The following is a 19,596-nucleotide window of genomic DNA, read 5'->3' on the forward strand; positions in this document are numbered from 1 at the left end:
CCGCCACGCACGCGAAGGAGCCTCCCATGCCCACCATGGCCTCGCGCGGCGGCAGCCGCCGCCGCTCGATGAACGAGATCAACATGGTCCCCTTCATCGACGTGATGCTGGTGCTGCTCATCATCTTCATGGTGACCGCGCCCATGCTCACCCCCAGCCGGATCGACGTGCCCACCGTCGGCAAGGGCGCCAAGGCGCCCAAGGCCTTCGGCCAGGTCATCGTCCAGAAGGACGGCAGCCTGCAGCTCAAGACGGGCGACCTCGAGCGCCCCGTGACGCTCAAGGAACTCGGCGCCGCCGCCAAGGCCTGGCAGGCCACGCAGGAAGAAGGCACGCCCGTGCTGGTCACCGCCGACCGGAACGTGACCTACGACTCCGTGGTCAAGGCCATGGACGCGCTGCAGCGCGCGGGCGTGCAGCGCGTGGGCCTCACCGTCAAGTCGGGCGGCTGACGCACGGCATCTCTCCCGCCCCCGCCGCCGATCCCCGGAGCCGTTCCCGAACGCGATGCACGCCCACAACGACCGAGACCAGTTCGCCCCCACGCGTCCGCCGGGACGCCTGCGCGCCATCGCGCTCGCCGTCCTGGTCCATGCCGCGCTCATCGGAGCCCTGACCTGGGGAGTGAACTGGAAGACCAGCGCCGACCAGCCCGCCATCGAGGCCGAGATCTGGTCCGCCCTGCCACAGCAGGCCGCCCCGGCCGCGGTCGCCCCGCCGCCACCGCCCCAGCCGGTGCAGCAGCCCACGCCCCCTGCCCCGCCACCGCCCGCGCCGGCCCCGCCGCCACCTCCACCGCCGCCGAAGGCCGCGCCCGATCCGCGCGAGGCCGACATCGCCATCGAGCGCGAGAAGAAGCGCCTCGAGCAGGAAAAGAAGGAACGCCAGCTGCAGGCCGAACAGGACCGGCGCGAACGCGAGCGCAAGGAGCAGGCCGAGCAGGAAAAGAAGGAGCGCCAGCAGAAGGAAAAGGCGCAGCGCGAGAAGGACCAGCAGCAACAGCGCGAGAAAGAGCAGCGCGAGAAGGATCGCCGCGAGCAGCAGGAGAAGCTGGAAAAGCAGCAGGCCGAGAAGGAACGGCAGGAGCAGCTGCAGAAGAAGCAGGCGGAAGACAAGCGCAAGGCGGATGAGAAGCGCAAGGCCGACGCCGCGGACGCCAAGCGCCTGGAGGCATTGCGCCAGGAGAACCTGCGGCGCATGCAGGGCCTGGCGGGTGCCACCGGCGGCGAGACCGCCACCGGCAATGCCCAGCGCAGTTCCGGCCCGTCGGGCAGCTACGGCGGCAAGGTCGCGGCCAAGGTGCGCCCGAACATCGTCTATCCGGACGCCATCTCCGACAACCTGCGCACCGAGGTGGAAGTGCGGGCTTCGCCCGACGGCACCATCGTGGGCATTCGCGTCACCAAGTCCAGCGGCAACAAGTCCTGGGACGACGCCGTGGTGCGCGCACTCGAGAAGACCGACACCCTGCCACGCGACGTGGACGGCCGCGTGCCCTCCTCGCTGGTCATCGGCTTCCGGCCCAAGGACTGACCCGAAGGCGCCGCCATCGCCGGGCGGTGCGCAGCAGCGGCGAGCCGGGGGCCGCGCACCTGTGCCTCCAGGCAGGCCGGTGCGGGGCTCCGGTCCGGCTCAGTGCGCTGCCGCAGCGCCGCGGGGGGCCCCCGCCCGGGCCACGGCGGAACGGCGCCCGCCGCGTGCCACCGCCTCCATGGCAGGCACGGCATCCTGGTCGGTCAGCGTGCGCAGGAACGCTACCACATCGCCGATCTCCGCCTCGGTCAGCCGCGGCGCCTCGCCGGGCCCGCGGTCGAACGGCGCTTCCCGGTTGACATTGCCGGCATATTCGGCCGGCAGGTCGTCGTAGCGCGGATGTGATCCCCTCGCGCGAGCCGGATAGGGATACCAGCGCTGCGGGTCGGTATCGCGCGTGGCGTAGAAGCGCACCGCCTCTTCCAGGCTGTGGAAGACCCCGTTGTGGAAGAAGGCCTGCCGCACCGCCACGTTGCGCAGGCTGGGCGTGCGGAACGCGCCGCAGAGCGCGGCGCGCTCCTTCGGGTCCGTCCCGGCCGGCAGCGTGGCGCAGGTGCCCAGGTCATGGAATGACGGGTCCCGGTTGGCCGGCAGCGTGCGGTTGCGCGGCACGCCGATCGCGATGTGCCCGAAATCCGAGAAGGCGGGGAACGCCCCGTTGTTGGGGCTGACCTCGCTCAGGTGGCAGGACGCGCAGTTGCCCTTCTTGGGGTCGTTGAACAGCGCGAGCCCGCGCATCTCGCGCGCCGACAGTGCCGCCTTGCCGCGCAGATAGTCGTCGTACCGGCTGTTGTAGGGGTAGAAGCGGGCAGGATCCTGCTGGAACATCTCCAGCGCCAGCGTGGCCCACTGGAAGCCCCGGGCATCGTCGTCCAGCGCATCGGCGCCGAAGGTCTCCCGGAACTGCGCCGCATAGGGCGCCCGCCGCAGCCGCGCCACCACCGCCGCGGGGCCGGCATTGGCCATCTCGTGCGGCGCCAGCAGCGGGATCGCCGCCTGCTCGTGCAGCGTGCTCGCGCGCCCGTCCCAGGTGTGGCCGCCCGAGGCTCCCTGGTCCACGCTCTCGTCGAAATCGTCGTCGAAGCGGTGCATGGTGAAAGGCGGCACGTTCTGCTGGTAGCGCAGGGACGGCGCCGCCCGCACGCCCAGGACCGCGCCGTCGGCGCCGCCGGGCTGCACCGCGAGGCCGTTGGGTGGCCCGAACGCATGCGCCGGATCGTGGCAGCTCGCGCAGGACACCCGGCCCGACGCCGACAGCCCCTTGTCGAAGAACATGGCCTGCCCCACGGCCTGCATGCGCGCGAAATCCGGCTGCGCCGCCATCTGCATCCGGTTCGCATCGGGCGGCGCGGAGACCGCCGCAGGCCGTGCGGCCGCCGGCGCCACGCCCGATGCGGCGGCGCCCCCCATCCACACTCCCACGCCGGCCAGCACACCCGCAGCGCCCAGCAGGCAGGCCGGGCCGCTCCATCGAAGAAAACGCCGGGAGGCCGGAAACACGCGTGCAGGAGAAGTCATGGAGCGGGAAGGAAAGCCGGAAAAACGCGGCGCGCCAGCATGCGCCCCGGCCATGTCAGCTTCATGACGGCCATCTGTCATGCGCCGGACACAGCCGCGTTACCACAATGCGCCCCGCATAAAACCATTCACAACAGCGCACTACCATGAAACCCACCCTCCGCCTCCTCCCCCTGGCCGCCGCCGCGGCCGCCCTGCTGTCCGCCTGCGGCGGCAGCGACGGTTCCTCCACCGACAGCCTGCTGCAGCAGCGCATCCAGAACGTCGTGGTCATCTACGCGGAAAACCGCGGCTTCGACAACCTCTACGGCCTCTACCCCGGCGCCGACGGCATCCCCGGCGTGAATCCGTCCGCCTCCGGCAGCTACCTGCCGCAGGTGGACCGCGACGCGGCGGGCACCGTGCTGGCCAAGCTGCCCAAGGTCTGGGGCGGCGTCACCGCATCGGGCCAGTCGGTCACCGTGCCGGAAGGCAGCACCGCCAGCCAGGACAACCGCCCCTTCCAGATCGACGCCGCGTCCGGCTTCCAGACCACCGGCGTGCAGGTCGGGCCGAACGTGATCACCCGCGATCTCTACCACCGCTTCTACGAGAACCAGATGCAGATCAACGGCGGCCGCAACGACAAGTTCGCCGCCTGGGCCGACTCCGGCGGCCTCACCATGGGCTACTACGACGGCAGCAACATGCAGCTGTGGAAGCTGGCCCAGAAATACGTGCTGGCCGACAACTTCTTCATGGGCGCGTTCGGCGGCTCGTTCCTGAACCACCAGTACCTGGTGTGCGCCTGCGCGCCGGAGTACCCCAATGCCGACACCTCGGTCGCCAAGGGCTCGATCTCGGCCGTGGACCAGGACGCCTCCGGCAACTTCCTGCCGCGCCTCACCGTGGCGTCCAACTCGCCCGCATCCGCCATCTCCGGCCCGCCGGTCTTCGTGAACAGCAGCAACATCACCCCGAAGAACTACGCCGGCGACGGCAAGTTCTACGCGATCAACACGATGCAGCCGCCCTACCAGCCCAGCTCCAACGCCCCGGCCAGCGGCGCGAGCAACCTGACCGCGGATCCGGCCAAAGCCACCACCCTGCCCCCGCAGACGGCCACCACCATCGCCGACCTGCTTGACAGGAAGAATGTGGGCTGGGCCTGGTATGCAGGGGGCTACAACGCCACGCTGGCATCGGCCACCACGGACCGCGCCTTCGCCCGGCCCGCGCCCAACTTCCAGTTCCACCACCAGCCGTTCAACTACTACGCGAAGTTCGATCCGACCCAGTCCGCCACCGCGGCCTACCGCGCGCAGCACCTGAAGGATTTCGACGCGCAGTTCCTGCAGGACGCCGCCGCCGGCAAGCTGCCGGCCGTGAGCTTCTACAAGCCGCAGGGCAACCTCAACCAGCACCCGGGCTATGCCAGCGTGGCCGACGGCGATGCGCACATCGCCAGCGTGATCGCCCAGCTGCAGGCCAGCCCGCAATGGAAGAACATGCTGATCGTCGTGGCGTATGACGAGAACGGCGGATTCTGGGACCACAAGGCCGTGCCCAAGGGCGATCTCTGGGGGCCCGGCACGCGGATCCCGGCGCTGATCATCTCGCCCTGGGCCAAACACGGCGTGGTGGACCACACCCAGTACGACACGGCATCCATCCTGCGCTTCATCACGCGCCGCTGGGGCCTGGACACCCTGCCGGGCCTGGCGCAGCGCGATGCGGCCCTGGTAAAGAACGGCGGCCAGCCCATGGGCGACCTGACGTCGGCCCTGGACCTGACGCAGATCCTGCAGTAACGCGCCACGCAGCGCCCGGCTCCGGCGGCCGGACCGCTGCACCGCCCGCGGCACCACCCGCAAAGGACAAAGCCCGCTTGACGCGGGCTTTGTCCTTTCAGCGCTTCTCCCGTGTGGCGGCACGCCCTGCGGCGCACCGCTCCTCTCAAAGGTTCATTCGCGGCGCTCGATCAGGCGGTTGATCCGCAGCGCCAGCAGCGTGCAGACCACGCCGGACAGCAGGTACACGCTGACCGCGATCAGCCCGAACTTGGCCGACAGGCCCAGGGCGACCAGCGGGGCGAACGCGGCACCGACCAGCCACGCGAGGTCGGCCGACAGCGCGGCCCCCGTGTAGCGGAAGCGCGGCGAAAAATTGGCCGTCACCGTGCCGGAGGCCTGGCCGTACGACAGGCCCAGCAGCACGAAGCCCACCAGGATGAAGATGTTGTTGCCCACCGTGCCGCTGCTGAGCAGCCACGGCGTGACGAGGCTGAACACTCCGATCAGGCAGGCCATGGCACCCAGGGTGTTGCGGCGGCCTACCCGGTCGGCCAGCCGGCCGGAGATGGCGATGGCGATGGCCGCGCAGAAGGCCCCTGCGATCTGCACGCCCAGCACGTGGGTGATCGACTGCTCGGAATACATCGAGATCCAGGACAGCGGGAACACCGTGACCACGTGGAACAGCGCGAAGCTGGCCAGTGCGGCGAAGGCGCCCAGGAACACGTTGCGGCCCTCGCTGCGCATGAGCTCCAGCACGCTCACGGGTGCCAGCTCGCGCTGCTGCAGCATCTCGGTATAGGACTGGCCGACGATCAGGCGCAGGCGGGCGAAGAGCGCCACCACGTTGATCGCGAAGGCGACGAAGAAGGGGAAGCGCCAGCCCCAGTCGAGGAACTCCTGCACCGACAGGTTGCTGTAGAGATAGGCGAACAGGCTGGCTGCGAGCGCGAAGCCGACCGGCGCACCCAGCTGCCCGATCATGGCGTACCAGCCGCGCCGCTCCTGCGGGGCTGACATGGCCAGCAGGGACGGCAGGCCGTCCCAGGTGCCGCCCAGCGCCAGGCCCTGGCCCAGGCGCAGCACGACCAGGGCGATGATGGCGATGTGGCCCACGCTGTTGTAGCTCGGCAGGAAGGCCATGCCCGCTGTGGAGGCGCCCAGGAGGAACAGGGCGATAGTGAGCTTGGTGCCGCGCCCCCAGCGCCGCTGCACCGCCATGGAGATGGCCGTGCCGACCGGGCGCGCGACGAAGGCCAGCGCGAAGATCGCGAAGGCCATCAGCGTGCCGTCCAGGCGCGTCATGAAGGGAAAGACGAACGACGGGAACACCAGCACGCAGGCGATCCCGAAGACGAAGAAGTCGAAATACTCGGAAGAACGCCCGATGATCACGCCGACCGCGATCTCGCTGGGAGTGGCTTCTTCATGGGTGTCCGCATGGGACAGGGATTCCTCGTGGTGGAAATTCCCGGCGGGGTAAGGGGAAGCAGCAAGCCCACTCATATGAACGCTCCTCGATTCATGCTGAACACGGCTTCCGTTCTACACCCCTGCCGTGGCCCCTACAAGGCGACTTTTCCCTGAGGGTGGGTCGGACAAACCCTTACACGGACCATGGTTTTGCGCTCGTCGGTCTGCAACCCGCGCCAGCCCGTGATGGCGGGCCGTACTTTGACCTTGGACAAAATGTCCAATCGACAGAGCCTTCCAAAGTATTACATTTGGCCCGTCCTGTAATCCGCGTTTGCCCTAAACGCGCTTTTCGTTACGCCCCCCAAAAGCATGCTGAAAACCATGAAACTCCGCGGGCCCGCATGGCTCGGCGCGGCCGCCCTGGCTGCAAGCCTCGCCGGCTGCAGCAAGGCCGTCGTCCTCAATCCAGCGGGTGACGTCGCCGCGCAGCAAGGCCAGCTGGTCGTCACCGCCACGCTGCTGATGCTGATCATCATCGTCCCGGTGATCCTGCTCACCTTCCTCTTCGCCTGGAAGTACCGCCAGTCGAACACCGAGGCCGAGTACGACCCCGACTGGCACCACTCCACCACACTGGAGCTGGTGATCTGGACCGTGCCGCTGATGATCATCATCGCCCTGGGGGCGCTGACCTGGATCAGCACCCACAAGCTGGACCCGTACCGCCCCCTGGACCGCATCGACGCGGCCCGCGCGCTGCCCGCCAGCGTCAAGCCGCTGGAAATCCAGGTCGTGGCCATGGACTGGAAGTGGGCCTTCTTCTACCCCGAGCAGGGCATCGCCACGGTGAACGAGGTCGCTGCCCCCGTCGATCGCCCCATCGTCTTCAAGCTGACGTCCACGTCCACGATGAACGCGTTCTACGTGCCCGACCTGGCCGGCATGATCTACACCATGCCCGGCATGCAGACCGAGCTGAACGCCATCATCAACAAGGCGGGCGTCTATCACGGCTTCTCGTCGCACTACAGCGGCCCGGGCTTCTCGGGCATGACGTTCAAGTTCCACGGCCTGAGCGACGGCGACTTCGACAAGTGGGTCGCCGATGCCAAGGGTTCCGGCAAGGCGCTGGACAGCAAGACCTACCTCGCCCTCGCCAAGCCCAGCGAGCGCAACCCCGTGGAGCGCTTCGCCTCCGTGGAAGCCGGGCTCTACGAGAAGGTGCTCAACCGCTGCGTCGAGGACGGCAAGATGTGCATGCACCACATGATGGCCATCGATGCCAACGGCGGCGAGGCCTACCTCAAGGCCGCCGGCCTGAACCTGCCCCAGGACGTGTGCACGGCCGAGAACTCCGCGCGCGTGATCGCCTCCCTGGAAACGACGCGCGAGACCGCGACCGCCACCACCCCGCAATGATCCTGCAGGGCCGTTGACGCGCAAGCGGCGCCGGCCCCCACCAGAAGAAACCCGATATGTCCTCCGAACAAATTACCGCGTCCCACTGGGCCCTGGGACGGCTCACCTGGGACTCCGTGCCGATGGCGCACGAACCCATCGTGCTGTGGACCTTCATCGCCGTGATGCTGGGCGGCCTCGCCGTCTTCGCCGCGGTCACGCGCTTCCGCCTGTGGGGCCCGCTGTGGCGCGACTGGATCTGCAGCATCGACCACAAGAAGATCGGGATCATGTACATGATCCTGGGCATCGTGATGCTGCTGCGCGGCTTCGCCGACGCGGTGATGATGCGCCTGCAGCAGGCCATCGCCTTCGGCGACAACATGGGCTACCTGCCGCCGCACCACTACGACCAGATCTTCACCGCCCACGGCGTGATCATGATCTTCTTCGTGGCGATGCCGCTGGTCACCGGCCTGATGAACTACGTCGTGCCGCTGCAGATCGGCGCGCGTGACGTGGCCTTCCCGTTCCTGAACAACTTCAGCTTCTGGATGACCACCGCCGGTGCGATCCTGGTGATGATCTCGCTGTTCCTGGGCGAGTTCTCCACCTCCGGCTGGCTGGCCCTGTCCAACCTGGGGGCGCAGAACCCGGGGACCGGGCTCGACTACTACATATGGGCGCTGCAGGTCGCGGGGGTGGGCACCACGCTCTCGGGCATCAACCTGATCGTCACGATCATCAAGATGCGCGCACCCGGCATGAACCTGATGAAGATGCCCATCTTCACCTGGACGTCCCTGTGCACCAACGCCCTGATCGTGGCCTCCTTCCCTGTGCTGACGGCCGCCCTGGTGCTGATGTCGCTGGACCGCTACGTCGGCACGAACTTCTTCACGAACGACTTCGGCGGCAACCCGATGCTGTACGTGAACCTGATCTGGATCTGGGGCCACCCCGAGGTGTACATCCTGGTGCTGCCCGCCTTCGGCATCTTCTCCGAAGTGGTGGCAACGTTCTGCCGCAAGCGCCTGTTCGGCTACACCTCCATGGTCTATGCCACGGTGGTGATCACCATCCTGTCGTACCTGGTGTGGCTGCACCACTTCTTCACGATGGGCTCCGGCGCCAGCGTGAACACGTTCTTCGGCATCACGACGATGATCATCTCGATCCCCACGGGCGCGAAGATCTTCAACTGGCTGTTCACCATGTACAAGGGCCGCATCCGCTTCGAGCTGCCCATGATGTGGACCGTGGCGTTCATGGCCACCTTCGCCATCGGCGGCATGACCGGCGTGCTGCTGGCCGTGCCCCCGGCCGACTTCGTGCTGCACAACAGCCTGTTCCTGATCGCCCACTTCCACAACGTGATCATTGGCGGCGTGCTGTTCGGCCTGTTCGCCGGCATCAACTACTGGTTCCCCAAGGCCTTCGGCTACAAGCTCGACCGCACCTGGGGCCTGCGCTCCTTCTGGCTGTGGGTGGTGGGCTTCTGGGTGGCGTTCGCGCCCCTGTATATCCTGGGCCTGATGGGCGTGACGCGCCGTGTCAACCACTTCGAGGATCCGTCCCTGCAGATCTGGTTCGTGATCGCCGCCGCCGGCGCGGGCCTCATCGCCCTGGGCATCGGCTGCTTCCTGATGCAGCTCGTGGTGAGCTACCTCAAGCGCGACCAGCTGCGCGACTTCACGGGCGACCCGTGGGATGCCCGCACGCTGGAATGGGCCACCTCCTCGCCCCCGCCCCAGTACAACTTCGCCTTCACGCCCCGCGTGCACGAGATCGATGCCTGGTGGGACATGAAGAAGCATGGCTACACGCGCCCTCTGTCCGGCTTCCAGCCGATCCACATGCCGGCCAACACCGGTGCGGGCGCCGTGATCTCCGCGTTCTCGCTGGTGCTCGGCTTCGCCCTGATCTGGCACATGTGGCTGCTCGCGGGCGTGTCGTTCGCCGGCATCGTGCTGGCCGCGATCATCCACACGTTCAACTACAAGCGCGACTTCTACATCCCTGCCGATGAAGTCAACACGACCGAAGAAGCCCGCACACTCCAACTCGCCCGCTCCCATGTCTGATATCCGTTACCAAGCCGGCGCCGCAGGCGCCCTGGCTTCCCGCGATTACCACCTCGCGGAGGAGCCCCATCCAGAGAACGGCACCGCGCTGGGCTTCTGGCTCTACCTGATGAGCGACTGCCTCATCTTCGCCGCACTGTTCGCCACCTACGGCGTGCTGGGCCGCAGCTACGCCGCCGGCCCGACCGGCGCGCAGCTGTTCGACCTCTCGCTGGTAGCCATCAACACGGCCTTCCTGCTGCTGTCGTCCATCACCTTCGGCTTCGCCATGCTGCAGAAGCAGAAGGGCAACGTGGGCGGCACGCTGGGCTGGCTGGCTGTCACGGGCCTGTTCGGCCTGTGCTTCCTGGGCCTGGAACTCTATGAGTTCCACCACCTGATCCACGAAGGCGCGGGCCCGCAGCGCAGCGCCTTCCTGTCGGCCTTCTTCACGCTGGTGGGCACCCACGGGCTGCACGTCACCTTCGGCCTGATCTGGCTGGTGGTGCTGATGATCCAGATCTCCAAGCATGGCCTGATCCACGAGAACAAGCGCCGCCTGATGTGCCTGTCGATGTTCTGGCACTTTCTGGACGTGGTCTGGATCGGCGTCTTCACCTTTGTGTACCTGATGGGGGTGCTGTAAACATGAGCGCACAGAATTCGCACGCACACGCACACGCACATGCCCACGCCGGGCATGACGACCACCACCACGACGACGGCCCGCACAGCACCTTCTCGGGCTACATGGTCGGCTTCGTGCTGTCGATCATCCTCACGGCCATCCCGTTCTGGCTGGTCATGGCCAAGGTGATCTCCGACCGCAGCACCGCCGTGCTGGTGCTCGGCGCCTTCGCCGTGGTGCAGATCCTGGTCCACATGGTCTGCTTCCTGCACATGAACGGCAAGGTGGAAGGCGGCTGGACCATGCTGTCCACCATCTTCACCGTGGTGTTCGTGGCCATCGCCATCGCCGGCACGCTGTGGGTGATGTTCCACATGAACACGAACATGATGCCGGAGCACAACATGCCCGCATCCACGGCGCCCCTGCCCCCGCCGGTGAACAACGCGCCCTGACGACGCGGTGGCGCAAGGCAGCACGGAGGCCGGCCCGGGCCGGCGCTCCCCCCTCCTGAAGGCGATGCTCATCCTGGTGGGCATCGCCTTGTTTCTGGGCTTTCTGGCCCTGGGCACCTGGCAGGTGCAGCGCCGGGCCTGGAAGCTGGCGCTGATCGAGCGCGTGGACCAGCGCGTGCATGCCGCGCCCGTGCCCCTTCCGCCGCCCGCGCAATGGCCGCAGGTGGACGCCGCCGGCCATGAATACCTCCCCGTCGCGGCCACGGGCCGCTGGCTCTCCGACAAGACCGTGCTCACGCAGGCCACCACCGACCTCGGCTCGGGCTTCTGGGTGATGACGCCGCTGCAGCAGGCCGATGGCACGCAGGTACTGGTCAACCGCGGCTTCGTGCCGCAGGACCAGCGCGCGCGCTGGCTGCCGGGCGGCGAAGCGCTCGCCGCCGCGGACGCGGGCGGCGCGCAGGTCTCCGTGCAGGGCCTCCTGCGCATGAGCGAGCCGGGCGGCAGCCTGTTGCGCGCCAACGACCCCGCCGCGCAGCGCTGGTACTCGCGCGACGTCGCGGCCATCGCCGCCGACCGTCAGTTGCCGCGCGCCGCGCCGTTCTTCATCGACGCCGGCCTGCCCGCGCAGCGGCCGCCGCAGGTGGTCGCAGAGGGCGCGACCGCCAGCGCCGGCCCCTGGCCCCGCGCCGGCATGACCGTGATCCGCTTCCCCAACAGCCACCTCGTGTACGCGATCACGTGGTACGGGCTGGCGCTGATGGTTGTCGGCGCGGGCTGGTATGTGGCACGCTACGAGTTTCGTCCGCGCGCAGCCGACCGTGCCCACCACCCCTCCGACCGCTCCACACGCTGATCCCGGCCCGGGCGCCACGCACTCCGCGGCGCCCGGCGCCAAGCCTCCTGCGGCCGCGCCCGCCGCGCCCTCCGCGCCCTCGGTGCGCAATGCCCGCTACGCGAACGCCGCCGCGGGGCTCAAGAACCTGCACCAGCTGATCCAGCTGCGCTGGGTGGCCGCCATCGGCCAGGTGTTCACCATCGAGGTCGCCTACTACAGCCTCGGGTTGTCGCTGCCGGTGCGCGAGATGCTCATGGTCGTGGGCTGCCTGGTGCTGTTCAACCTCGTCAGCCTGCTGCGCTGGCGCACCGGGCACGGCGTGCGCAACGTGGAGCTCTTCCTCGCGCTGCTCATCGACGTGGCCGTGCTCACGGTGCAGCTCTACCTGAGCGGCGGCACCGGCAATCCGTTCGTCTTCCTCTACCTGCTGCAGATCGCGGTCGGCGCGGTGCTGCTGCGCGGCGGCTACATCTGGTCGATCGTGGCGATCACCACCGGCTGCTTCGCGGCGCTGTCGCGCTTCAACCTGCCGCTGCCCCTGCCCGCGGACCTGCACCGGGGCCTGTCCAGCCCCTACCTGCTGGGCCTGCTGGTGTGCTTCCTGATCAACGCGATCCTGGTGGTCATCTTCATCACCCGCATCGAGCGCAACCTGCGCCAGCGCGATGCGCGCCTCTCGGCGGCGCGCCAGCGGGCCCTGGAGGAAGAGCACATCGTGCGCATGGGCCTGCTGGCCTCGGGCGCGGCCCACGAACTCGGCACGCCGCTGTCCACCATGGCCGTCATCCTGGGCGACTGGCGGCACGACGAACGGCTTGCCGCCGACCGCATGCTGCAGGACGAGATCGCGGAAATGCAGGTCCAGGTGCAGCGCTGCAAGAGCATCGTGAGCGGCATCCTGCTGTCGGCGGGCGAGGCACGCGGCGAGGCCTCCGCGCAGACCACGGTGCGCACCTTCGTCGATGCGCTCGCGCGGGACTGGCGGGCCACGCGCGCCATCGCCGCATTCGACTACGACAACCGCTTCGGCGCCGACACGCCCATGGTGTCGGACACCATGCTGCAGCAGATGGTTTTCAATGTGTTGGACAATGCGCGGGACGCCTCGCCCGGCTGGGTGGGCATGGCCGTCGAACGCGATGCCGACCTGCTGCGCATCACCGTGACCGATGCAGGCCCCGGGTTCGACCCGGCCATCCTGGCGCGGCTCGGCAAGCCCTACCAGTCGAGCAAGGGGCGCGCGGGGGGCGGGCTGGGCCTGTTCCTCGCCATGAACGTGGCGCGCACCCTCGGCGGCAGCGTCACGGCCCGCAACCTGCCGGAGCGCGGCGCCGAGGTCAGCATCCGGCTGCCGCTGTCGGCGGTCGCGCTGCCATCCACCGGACACACACACCATGGACGATGAACGCCTGCTGCTGATCGTGGAGGACGACGAAGCCCTCGCCAGGACCCTGGCGCGCTCGTTCGAGCGCCGCGGCTACCGCGTGCTGCATGCCGACAGCCTGGCCGGCGTGGAAGACCTGCTGCCCCTGCACGAGCCCGGCTACGCGGTCGTGGACCTCAAGCTCAAGGGCGAGGCCTCGGGCCTGGCCTGCGTGCAGAAGCTGCATGCCCGCAACCCCGGCATGCGCATCGTGGTGCTGACCGGCTTCGCGAGCATCGCCACGGCGGTGGAAGCGGTGAAGCTCGGCGCCTGCCATTACCTCGCCAAGCCCTCCAACACCGACGACATCGAGACCGCCTTCGGCCTTTCCGAAGGCAACACCGAGGTGGAACTCACCAACCGGTCCAGCTCCATCAAAACCCTGGAGTGGGAGCGCATCCACGAGGTGCTGGCCGAGACGGACTTCAACATCTCCGAGGCCGCGCGCCGCCTCGGCATGCACCGCCGCACGCTCACCCGCAAGCTCGGCAAGCAGCGCGTGTGACCAGCCTGCCGCGCCCGGCGCATTGCCGGCGCGCGCACTACCCGAACAGCATGCCCAGGCCGAGTGCCAGCAGCCCCGCCATCAAGCAACGGCGGAAGGCCTCCGGCGACAGGTAACTGCGCAGGCGGCCGCCCAGTGCCATGCCGGCCAGTGCCGGCGCGAGCAGCAGCACCGAGCCGGCCAGCGTGGCAGCCGGCAACCGGGCCTGCGATGCCATGCCCGCGCCCAGCGCGAGCGTGGACACCGTGAAACACAAACCCATCGCCCGCACCAGCGCGTCGCGCTGCAGGCCCAGCGCCTGCAGGTAGGGAACGGCCGGCACCACGAACACGCCCGTCGCCGCGGTGACCACGCCCGTGGCAGCCCCGACGGCGAACCCGAGCACATGGCACGCCCTGCCTGCCCTGGCCGGCAGCCGCGCGCCCGACAGCGACCAGCCCGCATAGGCGACGAGTGCCGCCCCCAGCGCCATGCGAGCGCCCGCCCCCTGCGGCGGGCCCAGCCACCATGCGCCCAGCCAGGTGCCGGCGCAGATGCCGGCCTGCAGCCCGGCATGCCGACGCAGCAGCGCGGGCGCCTCGCGCCAGTTCCCCATCTGCCAGATATTGGTCGCGAGCGAAGGCACCACCAGCAGCGCCGCGGCCTGCGCGGGCGACATCCAGAGCGCGAGCAGCGCCATGGACACGGTGGGCAGCCCGAGCCCGACCACGCCCTTCACCAGGCCCGCCAGCACGAACACCAGTATCGCCGCCAGCGCGGCGGGCGCCGTGCCACCCCACGCCTGCATCCATCCCGCTTCCGCCATGCTTCGCTCCTTCTGTTACCGCCCATCCGTGCGCCATGGCACCGTGGCGCGGCGCCGGCCGGAACCACCGGGCCAGGCTCCGCTCCAGGCACCTGCAGCGATTCTGGGAGCCGCCGCCGCCGGGCACCATGCGGATGTTCCGTGTCCAGCCTTCGGATTTTCCGGAGCCAGAACACCACCTGTGGTAGCGTGCCGCATGCGCTTCGACCTGACGGACCTGCGGCTCTTCCTCCACGTGCACGAGGCCGGCACGATCACGGCGGGCGCGGAGCGGGCGCACCTGGCGCTGGCGTCGGCCAGCGAGCGGCTGCTCGCGATGGAGCAGGCCCTCGGCGCGCCGCTGCTGGAGCGGGGCCGGCGCGGGGTGCGCGCCACCCCGGCCGGACAGACGCTGGCGCACCACGCGCGCATCGTGCTGCAGCAGGTGGAGCAACTGCGTGGCGAACTCGGCGCGCACGGCAGCGGCCTGGCAGGCCATGTGCGGCTGCTCTGCAACACCTCCGCCATGAGCGAGCACCTGCCCGCACCGCTGGCGGCCTTCCTGGCGGCGCATCCGCGCATCGCGGTGGATGCGCAGGAACGCTCCAGCGACAACGTGGCCGACGGCGTGCGCGACGGCCTGTGCGACATCGGCATCGCCTCGCGCTCCGCCGACCTCCTGGGCCTAGCGGTTGTTCCGTTCGTGGCCGACCCGCTGGATCTCGTGGTGCCCCGCGGCCACCCGCTGGCCGGCCGCACCCGCATCGCGCTAGCGGATGCAGCGCAGGAGGACTTCGCCGGCCTGCCGGACGACAGCGCGCTGCAGGCCCATCTTGCCCGCCAGGCGCGGCGCCAGGGCCAGCGGCTGCGCTACCGCGCCCGCCTGCAGCACGTCGATGCCGTGTGCCGCCTCGTGGGGCTGGGCGCGGGCCTCGTGGCCATCGTGCCGCGCGCGGCGGCGGTGCGCCTGGCCCGGTCCACCGGCATCCGGCGCGTGGCGCTGTCGGACGCCTGGGCCGCGCGGGAACTGGTGCTGTGCGTGCGCGCGGACGACGGCGGGGCGCCGGGCGCCCTGCCCCGGCATGCCCGCGCGCTGCTGGACCACCTTGCCGGATGGCGCGGGGCGGGCGGCTGAGGACAAAGCCTGAGCCAGGTCAAGGAGCGCATCGCGGCCGGGCGCCACAATCGCGCGCTCCGCCGCGCCCTGCCTCGACATCCTCCCCATGACGCTCCGCCCGCCCGAACTGCTGCTGCCCGCCGGCTCCCTCGACAGGATGCGCACGGCCTACGATTTCGGCGCCGACGCCGTCTATGCGGGCCAGCCGCGCTATTCCCTGCGCGCGCGCAACAACGAATTCCGGCTCGAGCAGATCGGCCAGGGCATCCGCGAGGCGCATGCGCGCGGCCGCAAGTTCTTCGTGACCAGCAACCTGCTGCCGCACGACGACAAGGTGCGCACCTACCTGCGCGACATCGAGCCGGTGATCGCCCTGGGGCCCGACGCGCTCATCATGGCCGACCCGGGCCTCATCATGCTGGTGCGCGAGCGCTGGCCCGGGATGCCCATCCACCTCTCGGTGCAGGCCAACACGGTGAACGCGATGGCGGTGAAGTTCTGGCAGCGCATGGGCCTGGCGCGCATCATCCTCTCGCGCGAGCTGAGCCTGGACGAGATCGAGGGCATCCGGCAGCAGTGCCCGGACATCGAGCTGGAGGTGTTTGTGCACGGCGCGCTGTGCATCGCCTACTCCGGCCGGTGCCTGCTTTCGGGCTACTTCAACCGGCGCGATGCCAACCAGGGCACCTGCACCAATGCCTGCCGCTGGAGCTATGCGGCATCGCCGGGCACGGACGCGACCGACAGCGGCGAAATCCGGCCGCTGCCGCTGGACGGCGGCTTCGATCCCCAGGCGGAGCAGGCAAGGGCCGACGGCACCTTCGCGGCCTGCGGCGGCGCAACCCGCCATCCGCTGGCCGACCACACCTACCTGCTCGAAGAGAAGGAACGCCCGGGCGAGCTGCTGCCGGTGATGGAAGACGAGCACGGCACCTACATCCTCAACAGCCGCGACCTGCGCGCCGTGGAGCACGTGCGCCGGCTCGTGGCCATCGGCGTGGATTCCCTCAAGATCGAAGGCCGCACGAAGAGCCGCTACTACGTGGCGCGCACCGCCCAGGTGTACCGCCGTGCCATCGACGACGCGGTGGCGGGCCGGGATTTCGATCCGTCGATGCTTACCGAACTCGACGGACTGGCCCACCGCGGCTACACGGCCGGCTTCCTGCAGCGCAGGCCGGCGCAGGACCTGCAGAACTACGACACCGGCAGCTCACGGCCCGTGCGCAGCCTGTTCGTGGGCGAGGTGGTGGCCTGCGGCGACGGCTGGGCCGAGGTGGAGACCAAGAACCGCTTCGCGGTGGGCGACCAGTTGGAAATCATCCACCCCGCGGGCAACCGCACGGTCTGCCTGGAACACATGCAGGCGGCGGAGAGCGGCGAACCGCTGCAGGTGGCCGCAGGCAGCCCGCTGCGCGTGCGCATTCCGCTGGAAGGCCCGGCGGACGGCGCGATGCTCGCGCGCATCCTCGATCCGGCCGCCACCGCGGAGCCTGCACAGGCGCAGCCCTGACGGCGCGCGGGCAGGGTCACGCCGTGCGCGGCTGCCGCGCCCCGAAGCCGGCCGTGTCCTGGTGGCGCAGCCCCATCCACTGCAGGTCGGCCAGTACCAGCGCGAAGACGCCCTGGGCCACGAGCCAGGCGACGCCCTGGCTTGGCAAGTCCCACGGGCCGGCAAAGGCCAGGGCGATGCAGCCCACCGCCCACCCCAGGTTGCCGACCGCCAGCAGCAGGATCAGCGCCCGCGGCATGGCTGGCCGGGTTGCGATGACTGCGGCAACCGCAGCATAGGCCAGCAGGAACCACCCGGTGGCGGAGACCAGCGCGGCAGGCAGGCCGGTGGCGGCGCCGAGCGGCCCGGCGGTAGCGCACTGCACCGCACCGGCTGCCGCGCACCCGGCAGCGTCTGCCCAGAGAACGCGGGGAAGGAAACGGGGGGAGGCGAAGAGGGAGAGAGACATGGAAGGCTCCTTGGGTGATGGAAGAGGAGACCGCATGGTCCGTCCGCTCCCCCCGCGGGTCCATGACCCGGGAGGTCATGGACCGCATGCGCCGCGCCGATACGATGCCCACCATGACCTCCGCCCATGAAGCCGGCCCCCACCGGTCCGTACGTCCCTCCCCGGTCCCCGGCACGCATTCGCCCTTCGGGGACCACCTGCGCCACTGGCGCCGGCAGCGCCGGCTGAGCCAGCAGGACCTGGCGCTCGAGGCGGAGGTGTCCACGCGCCACCTGAGCTGCGTGGAAACGGGCCGCGCCGCACCCAGCCGCGACATGGTGCTGCGGCTGGCCGAACGCCTGTCCGTCCCCCTGCGCGAACGCAACGCCCTGCTGGTCGCCGCCGGCTTCGCGCCCATGTACGCGGCGCGCGGGCTGGACCATCCCGACATGCGCGCCGCGCGCGAGGCCGTCGATCTCGTGCTGCGCGGCCATGAACCCTACCCGGCCCTCGCGGTGGACCGCCACTGGAACATGGTCGCTGCCAACGCGGTGGTGCCGCTGTTGCTGCAGGGGGTGGCGGGACACCTGCTGGCACCGCCCGTGAACGTGCTCCGGCTGTCCCTGCACCCCGAGGGCCTGGGGCCGCGGCTGGCCAATGCCGCGGCCTGGAAGGCGCATCTGCTGCACCGCCTGGACCAGCAGATCGCGGCGCACGGCGATGCGCCGCTGCAGGCACTGCGGGATGAACTCGCCGGCTACCCGGTAGAGCCCTCGCCTCCGGACGACACCGGGACGGCGGCATGGTCCGCGCCCGGGGCAGCCATCGCCCTGCCGCTGCGCCTGCGCACCGCCGCCGGCATCCTGTCCTTCATCACCACGATCACCGTGTTCGGCACGCCGGTGGACGTCACGCTGCAGGAACTCGCCGTGGAGTCGTTCTTTCCGGCGGACGATGCCACGCGCCAGGCGCTGGCGCGCCTGGCGGCCGGGACCTGACCGCAGGCCCGGTCAGGGGACGACGGACACCGGCACCACCTCCGGCAGCGCCGCCGTATCCGCCAGCATCTGCCGCTCGAACGCACGCAGCCGCTTGTGGATGGAAATCTGCTCCACCACCGTGCTCCAGTTCTGCACCAGGAACTGGAACGAGTCCAGCACCCGGTCGAACGCCCGCGAGATCTGCTGCATCACGCCCAGCGTGATGACACCGGCGATCAGCGTGGGCCCCAGGGCCACCAGCGGCACCAGCACGCTCACCTGCAGGTACGACCACTTCACCACATCGAAGTACAGGTAGTTGAAGAACAGCCGGAAGTAGTTGCGGCGCACGTCGGCGAACAGCGCGGCGGCGGTGGGCGGCGCGGCGCGCGCGTGGTCGTCCTCGCCCAGCACCAGTTCCTTGCGGTAGGCGGCTTCCACGCGCTGGTTGTGGAACTCCAGCCCCGGCAGGCGCACGCCCACCACGGCCAACAGCAAGGTGCCGCCCACGGACCAGAACAGCGCCACCCAGACCAGCGAATGCGGCACGGCGCCGATCACCGGCAGCCCGGTCAGCTTGTCCGACAGCACCCAGAGCACCGGCACGAAGGCAGCCAGCGTCATCAGGCTGCGCAGGAACGTCAGGCCCAGGCCCTCCATGGTGGTGGCGAAGCGCATGGTGTCTTCCTGCACCCGCTGCGCCGCACCCTCGATGTGGCGCAGCCGCGGCCAGGCGGCCATGTAGTGCTCGTTCATCGCCTGGCGCCAGCGGAAGATGTAGTGCTTGCAGAAGAAGTCCACCACCACCGCCGTGGTCACGTAAATCATGGCGATGCGCGAGAAGGTGGAGAGCTGCCCCCAGAACTGCCCTGCGGTGATGCTCCCGGGCTGGCCCAGCGATTTCTGGATCAGGTCGTAGAAGCTGCCGAACCAGTCGTTGATCTGCACGTCGAGTTCGACGCGGTACCAGGTGGCGAGCAGGATGAAGACGGAGCCGGCGATCGACCAGGCCCACCACCGGCGGGAGAGAAAGAAAGACTTGAACATGGCGGTGCGCGTTGTCGTGGTTCCTGGGCGTCGGACGCCGACTGGACTGCAAATGTTCCATGGCGGGCCGGCCGCTTCAGCCCCACCTAAGGAAAAGGCCCCGGGGATCGCTCCCCGGGGCCTTTGCAGTGGTAAGGCACTTCAGTCCGGCATCGGAAGCCAGCGGGCCTCACGGCCCG

Annotated in this window: 18 protein-coding genes; 13 read left to right on the plus strand and 5 right to left on the minus strand. The window is 69.5% G+C overall.

Features of this window, described 5'->3' with window-relative positions:
* The first annotated feature begins 26 nt into the window (after nt 1–26).
* Nucleotides 27–452 (plus strand): ExbD/TolR family protein, encoded by a 426-nt coding sequence (locus ACAV_RS14450; protein ID WP_013595310.1) that lies wholly within the window; start codon nt 27–29, stop codon nt 450–452.
* Between the two features lie 55 nt (nt 453–507).
* A complete protein-coding gene (gene tolA / locus ACAV_RS14455) occupies nt 508–1,533 on the plus strand; it encodes a cell envelope integrity protein TolA (protein WP_013595311.1) in 1,026 nt (341 codons plus the stop codon).
* A 99-nt stretch (nt 1,534–1,632) separates the two neighbouring features.
* Here tolA and ACAV_RS14460 read toward each other — a convergent pair whose 3' ends face one another.
* Nucleotides 1,633–3,051, minus strand: coding sequence for a cytochrome-c peroxidase (locus ACAV_RS14460; RefSeq protein ID WP_013595312.1), 1,419 nt, complete (start codon nt 3,049–3,051; stop codon nt 1,633–1,635).
* A gap of 146 nt (nt 3,052–3,197) precedes the next feature.
* Between ACAV_RS14460 and acpA the strand changes: the two genes are divergently transcribed.
* Entirely contained in the window at nt 3,198–4,841 is a 1,644-nt protein-coding gene (acpA, locus tag ACAV_RS14465) for an acid phosphatase (RefSeq protein ID WP_013595313.1), read from the plus strand.
* Between the two features lie 153 nt (nt 4,842–4,994).
* Here acpA and ACAV_RS14470 read toward each other — a convergent pair whose 3' ends face one another.
* A complete protein-coding gene (locus tag ACAV_RS14470; RefSeq protein WP_013595314.1) occupies nt 4,995–6,329 on the minus strand; it encodes an MFS transporter in 1,335 nt (444 codons plus the stop codon).
* A 279-nt stretch (nt 6,330–6,608) separates the two neighbouring features.
* Between ACAV_RS14470 and cyoA the strand changes: the two genes are divergently transcribed.
* The 7 genes from cyoA to ACAV_RS14505 are packed head-to-tail and all read left to right on the plus strand — an operon-like array spanning nt 6,609 to nt 13,549.
* Entirely contained in the window at nt 6,609–7,658 is a 1,050-nt protein-coding gene (cyoA, locus tag ACAV_RS14475) for a ubiquinol oxidase subunit II (RefSeq protein ID WP_013595315.1), read from the plus strand.
* Between the two features lie 56 nt (nt 7,659–7,714).
* A complete protein-coding gene (cyoB, locus tag ACAV_RS14480) occupies nt 7,715–9,721 on the plus strand; it encodes a cytochrome o ubiquinol oxidase subunit I (protein ID WP_013595316.1) in 2,007 nt (668 codons plus the stop codon).
* Nucleotides 9,714–10,346, plus strand: coding sequence for a cytochrome o ubiquinol oxidase subunit III (gene cyoC / locus ACAV_RS14485; RefSeq protein WP_013595317.1), 633 nt, complete (start codon nt 9,714–9,716; stop codon nt 10,344–10,346). Before cyoB ends, cyoC begins: the two co-directional genes overlap by 8 nt.
* 2 nt (nt 10,347–10,348) lie before the next feature.
* Nucleotides 10,349–10,783 (plus strand): cytochrome o ubiquinol oxidase subunit IV, encoded by a 435-nt coding sequence (gene cyoD / locus ACAV_RS14490; RefSeq protein WP_013595318.1) that lies wholly within the window; start codon nt 10,349–10,351, stop codon nt 10,781–10,783.
* A gap of 7 nt (nt 10,784–10,790) precedes the next feature.
* Entirely contained in the window at nt 10,791–11,639 is an 849-nt protein-coding gene (locus ACAV_RS14495; RefSeq protein WP_041828785.1) for an SURF1 family protein, read from the plus strand.
* Nucleotides 11,605–13,026, plus strand: a complete 1,422-nt coding sequence (locus ACAV_RS14500; RefSeq protein ID WP_013595320.1) for an ATP-binding protein — start codon at nt 11,605–11,607, stop codon at nt 13,024–13,026. The genes ACAV_RS14495 and ACAV_RS14500 overlap by 35 nt, the downstream gene beginning before the upstream one ends.
* On the plus strand, nt 13,016–13,549 hold the full coding sequence (locus tag ACAV_RS14505; protein ID WP_013595321.1) for a response regulator transcription factor: 534 nt from the start codon (nt 13,016–13,018) through the stop codon (nt 13,547–13,549). Before ACAV_RS14500 ends, ACAV_RS14505 begins: the two co-directional genes overlap by 11 nt.
* Nucleotides 13,550–13,586: 37 nt before the next feature.
* Here the strand turns inward: ACAV_RS14505 and ACAV_RS14510 are convergent, their stop codons facing one another.
* Nucleotides 13,587–14,354, minus strand: coding sequence for a sulfite exporter TauE/SafE family protein (locus ACAV_RS14510; RefSeq protein WP_013595322.1), 768 nt, complete (start codon nt 14,352–14,354; stop codon nt 13,587–13,589).
* Between the two features lie 196 nt (nt 14,355–14,550).
* Between ACAV_RS14510 and ACAV_RS14515 the strand changes: the two genes are divergently transcribed.
* Nucleotides 14,551–15,468: a LysR family transcriptional regulator gene (locus tag ACAV_RS14515; RefSeq protein WP_013595323.1), complete on the plus strand. Its 918-nt coding sequence runs from the start codon at nt 14,551–14,553 to the stop codon at nt 15,466–15,468.
* An 88-nt stretch (nt 15,469–15,556) separates the two neighbouring features.
* Nucleotides 15,557–16,963 (plus strand): prephenate-dependent tRNA uridine(34) hydroxylase TrhP, encoded by a 1,407-nt coding sequence (trhP, locus tag ACAV_RS14520; protein WP_013595324.1) that lies wholly within the window; start codon nt 15,557–15,559, stop codon nt 16,961–16,963.
* Between the two features lie 16 nt (nt 16,964–16,979).
* Here trhP and ACAV_RS14525 read toward each other — a convergent pair whose 3' ends face one another.
* Nucleotides 16,980–17,411 (minus strand): hypothetical protein, encoded by a 432-nt coding sequence (locus ACAV_RS14525; protein ID WP_013595325.1) that lies wholly within the window; start codon nt 17,409–17,411, stop codon nt 16,980–16,982.
* 113 nt (nt 17,412–17,524) lie between these two features.
* Here ACAV_RS14525 and ACAV_RS14530 point away from each other — a divergent pair, with 113 nt between their 5' ends.
* On the plus strand, nt 17,525–18,388 hold the full coding sequence (locus ACAV_RS14530) for a helix-turn-helix domain-containing protein (protein WP_244875472.1): 864 nt from the start codon (nt 17,525–17,527) through the stop codon (nt 18,386–18,388).
* 12 nt (nt 18,389–18,400) lie between these two features.
* Here the strand turns inward: ACAV_RS14530 and ACAV_RS14535 are convergent, their stop codons facing one another.
* The gene (locus ACAV_RS14535; protein ID WP_013595327.1) at nt 18,401–19,417 is read right to left on the minus strand and encodes a putative transporter; all 1,017 of its coding nucleotides are present in this window, start codon (nt 19,415–19,417) and stop codon (nt 18,401–18,403) included.
* Nucleotides 19,418–19,596 lie beyond the last annotated feature (179 nt).

This window comes from Paracidovorax avenae ATCC 19860 (assembly GCF_000176855.2).
Taxonomy (GTDB): Bacteria; Pseudomonadota; Gammaproteobacteria; order Burkholderiales; family Burkholderiaceae_C; genus Paracidovorax; species Paracidovorax avenae.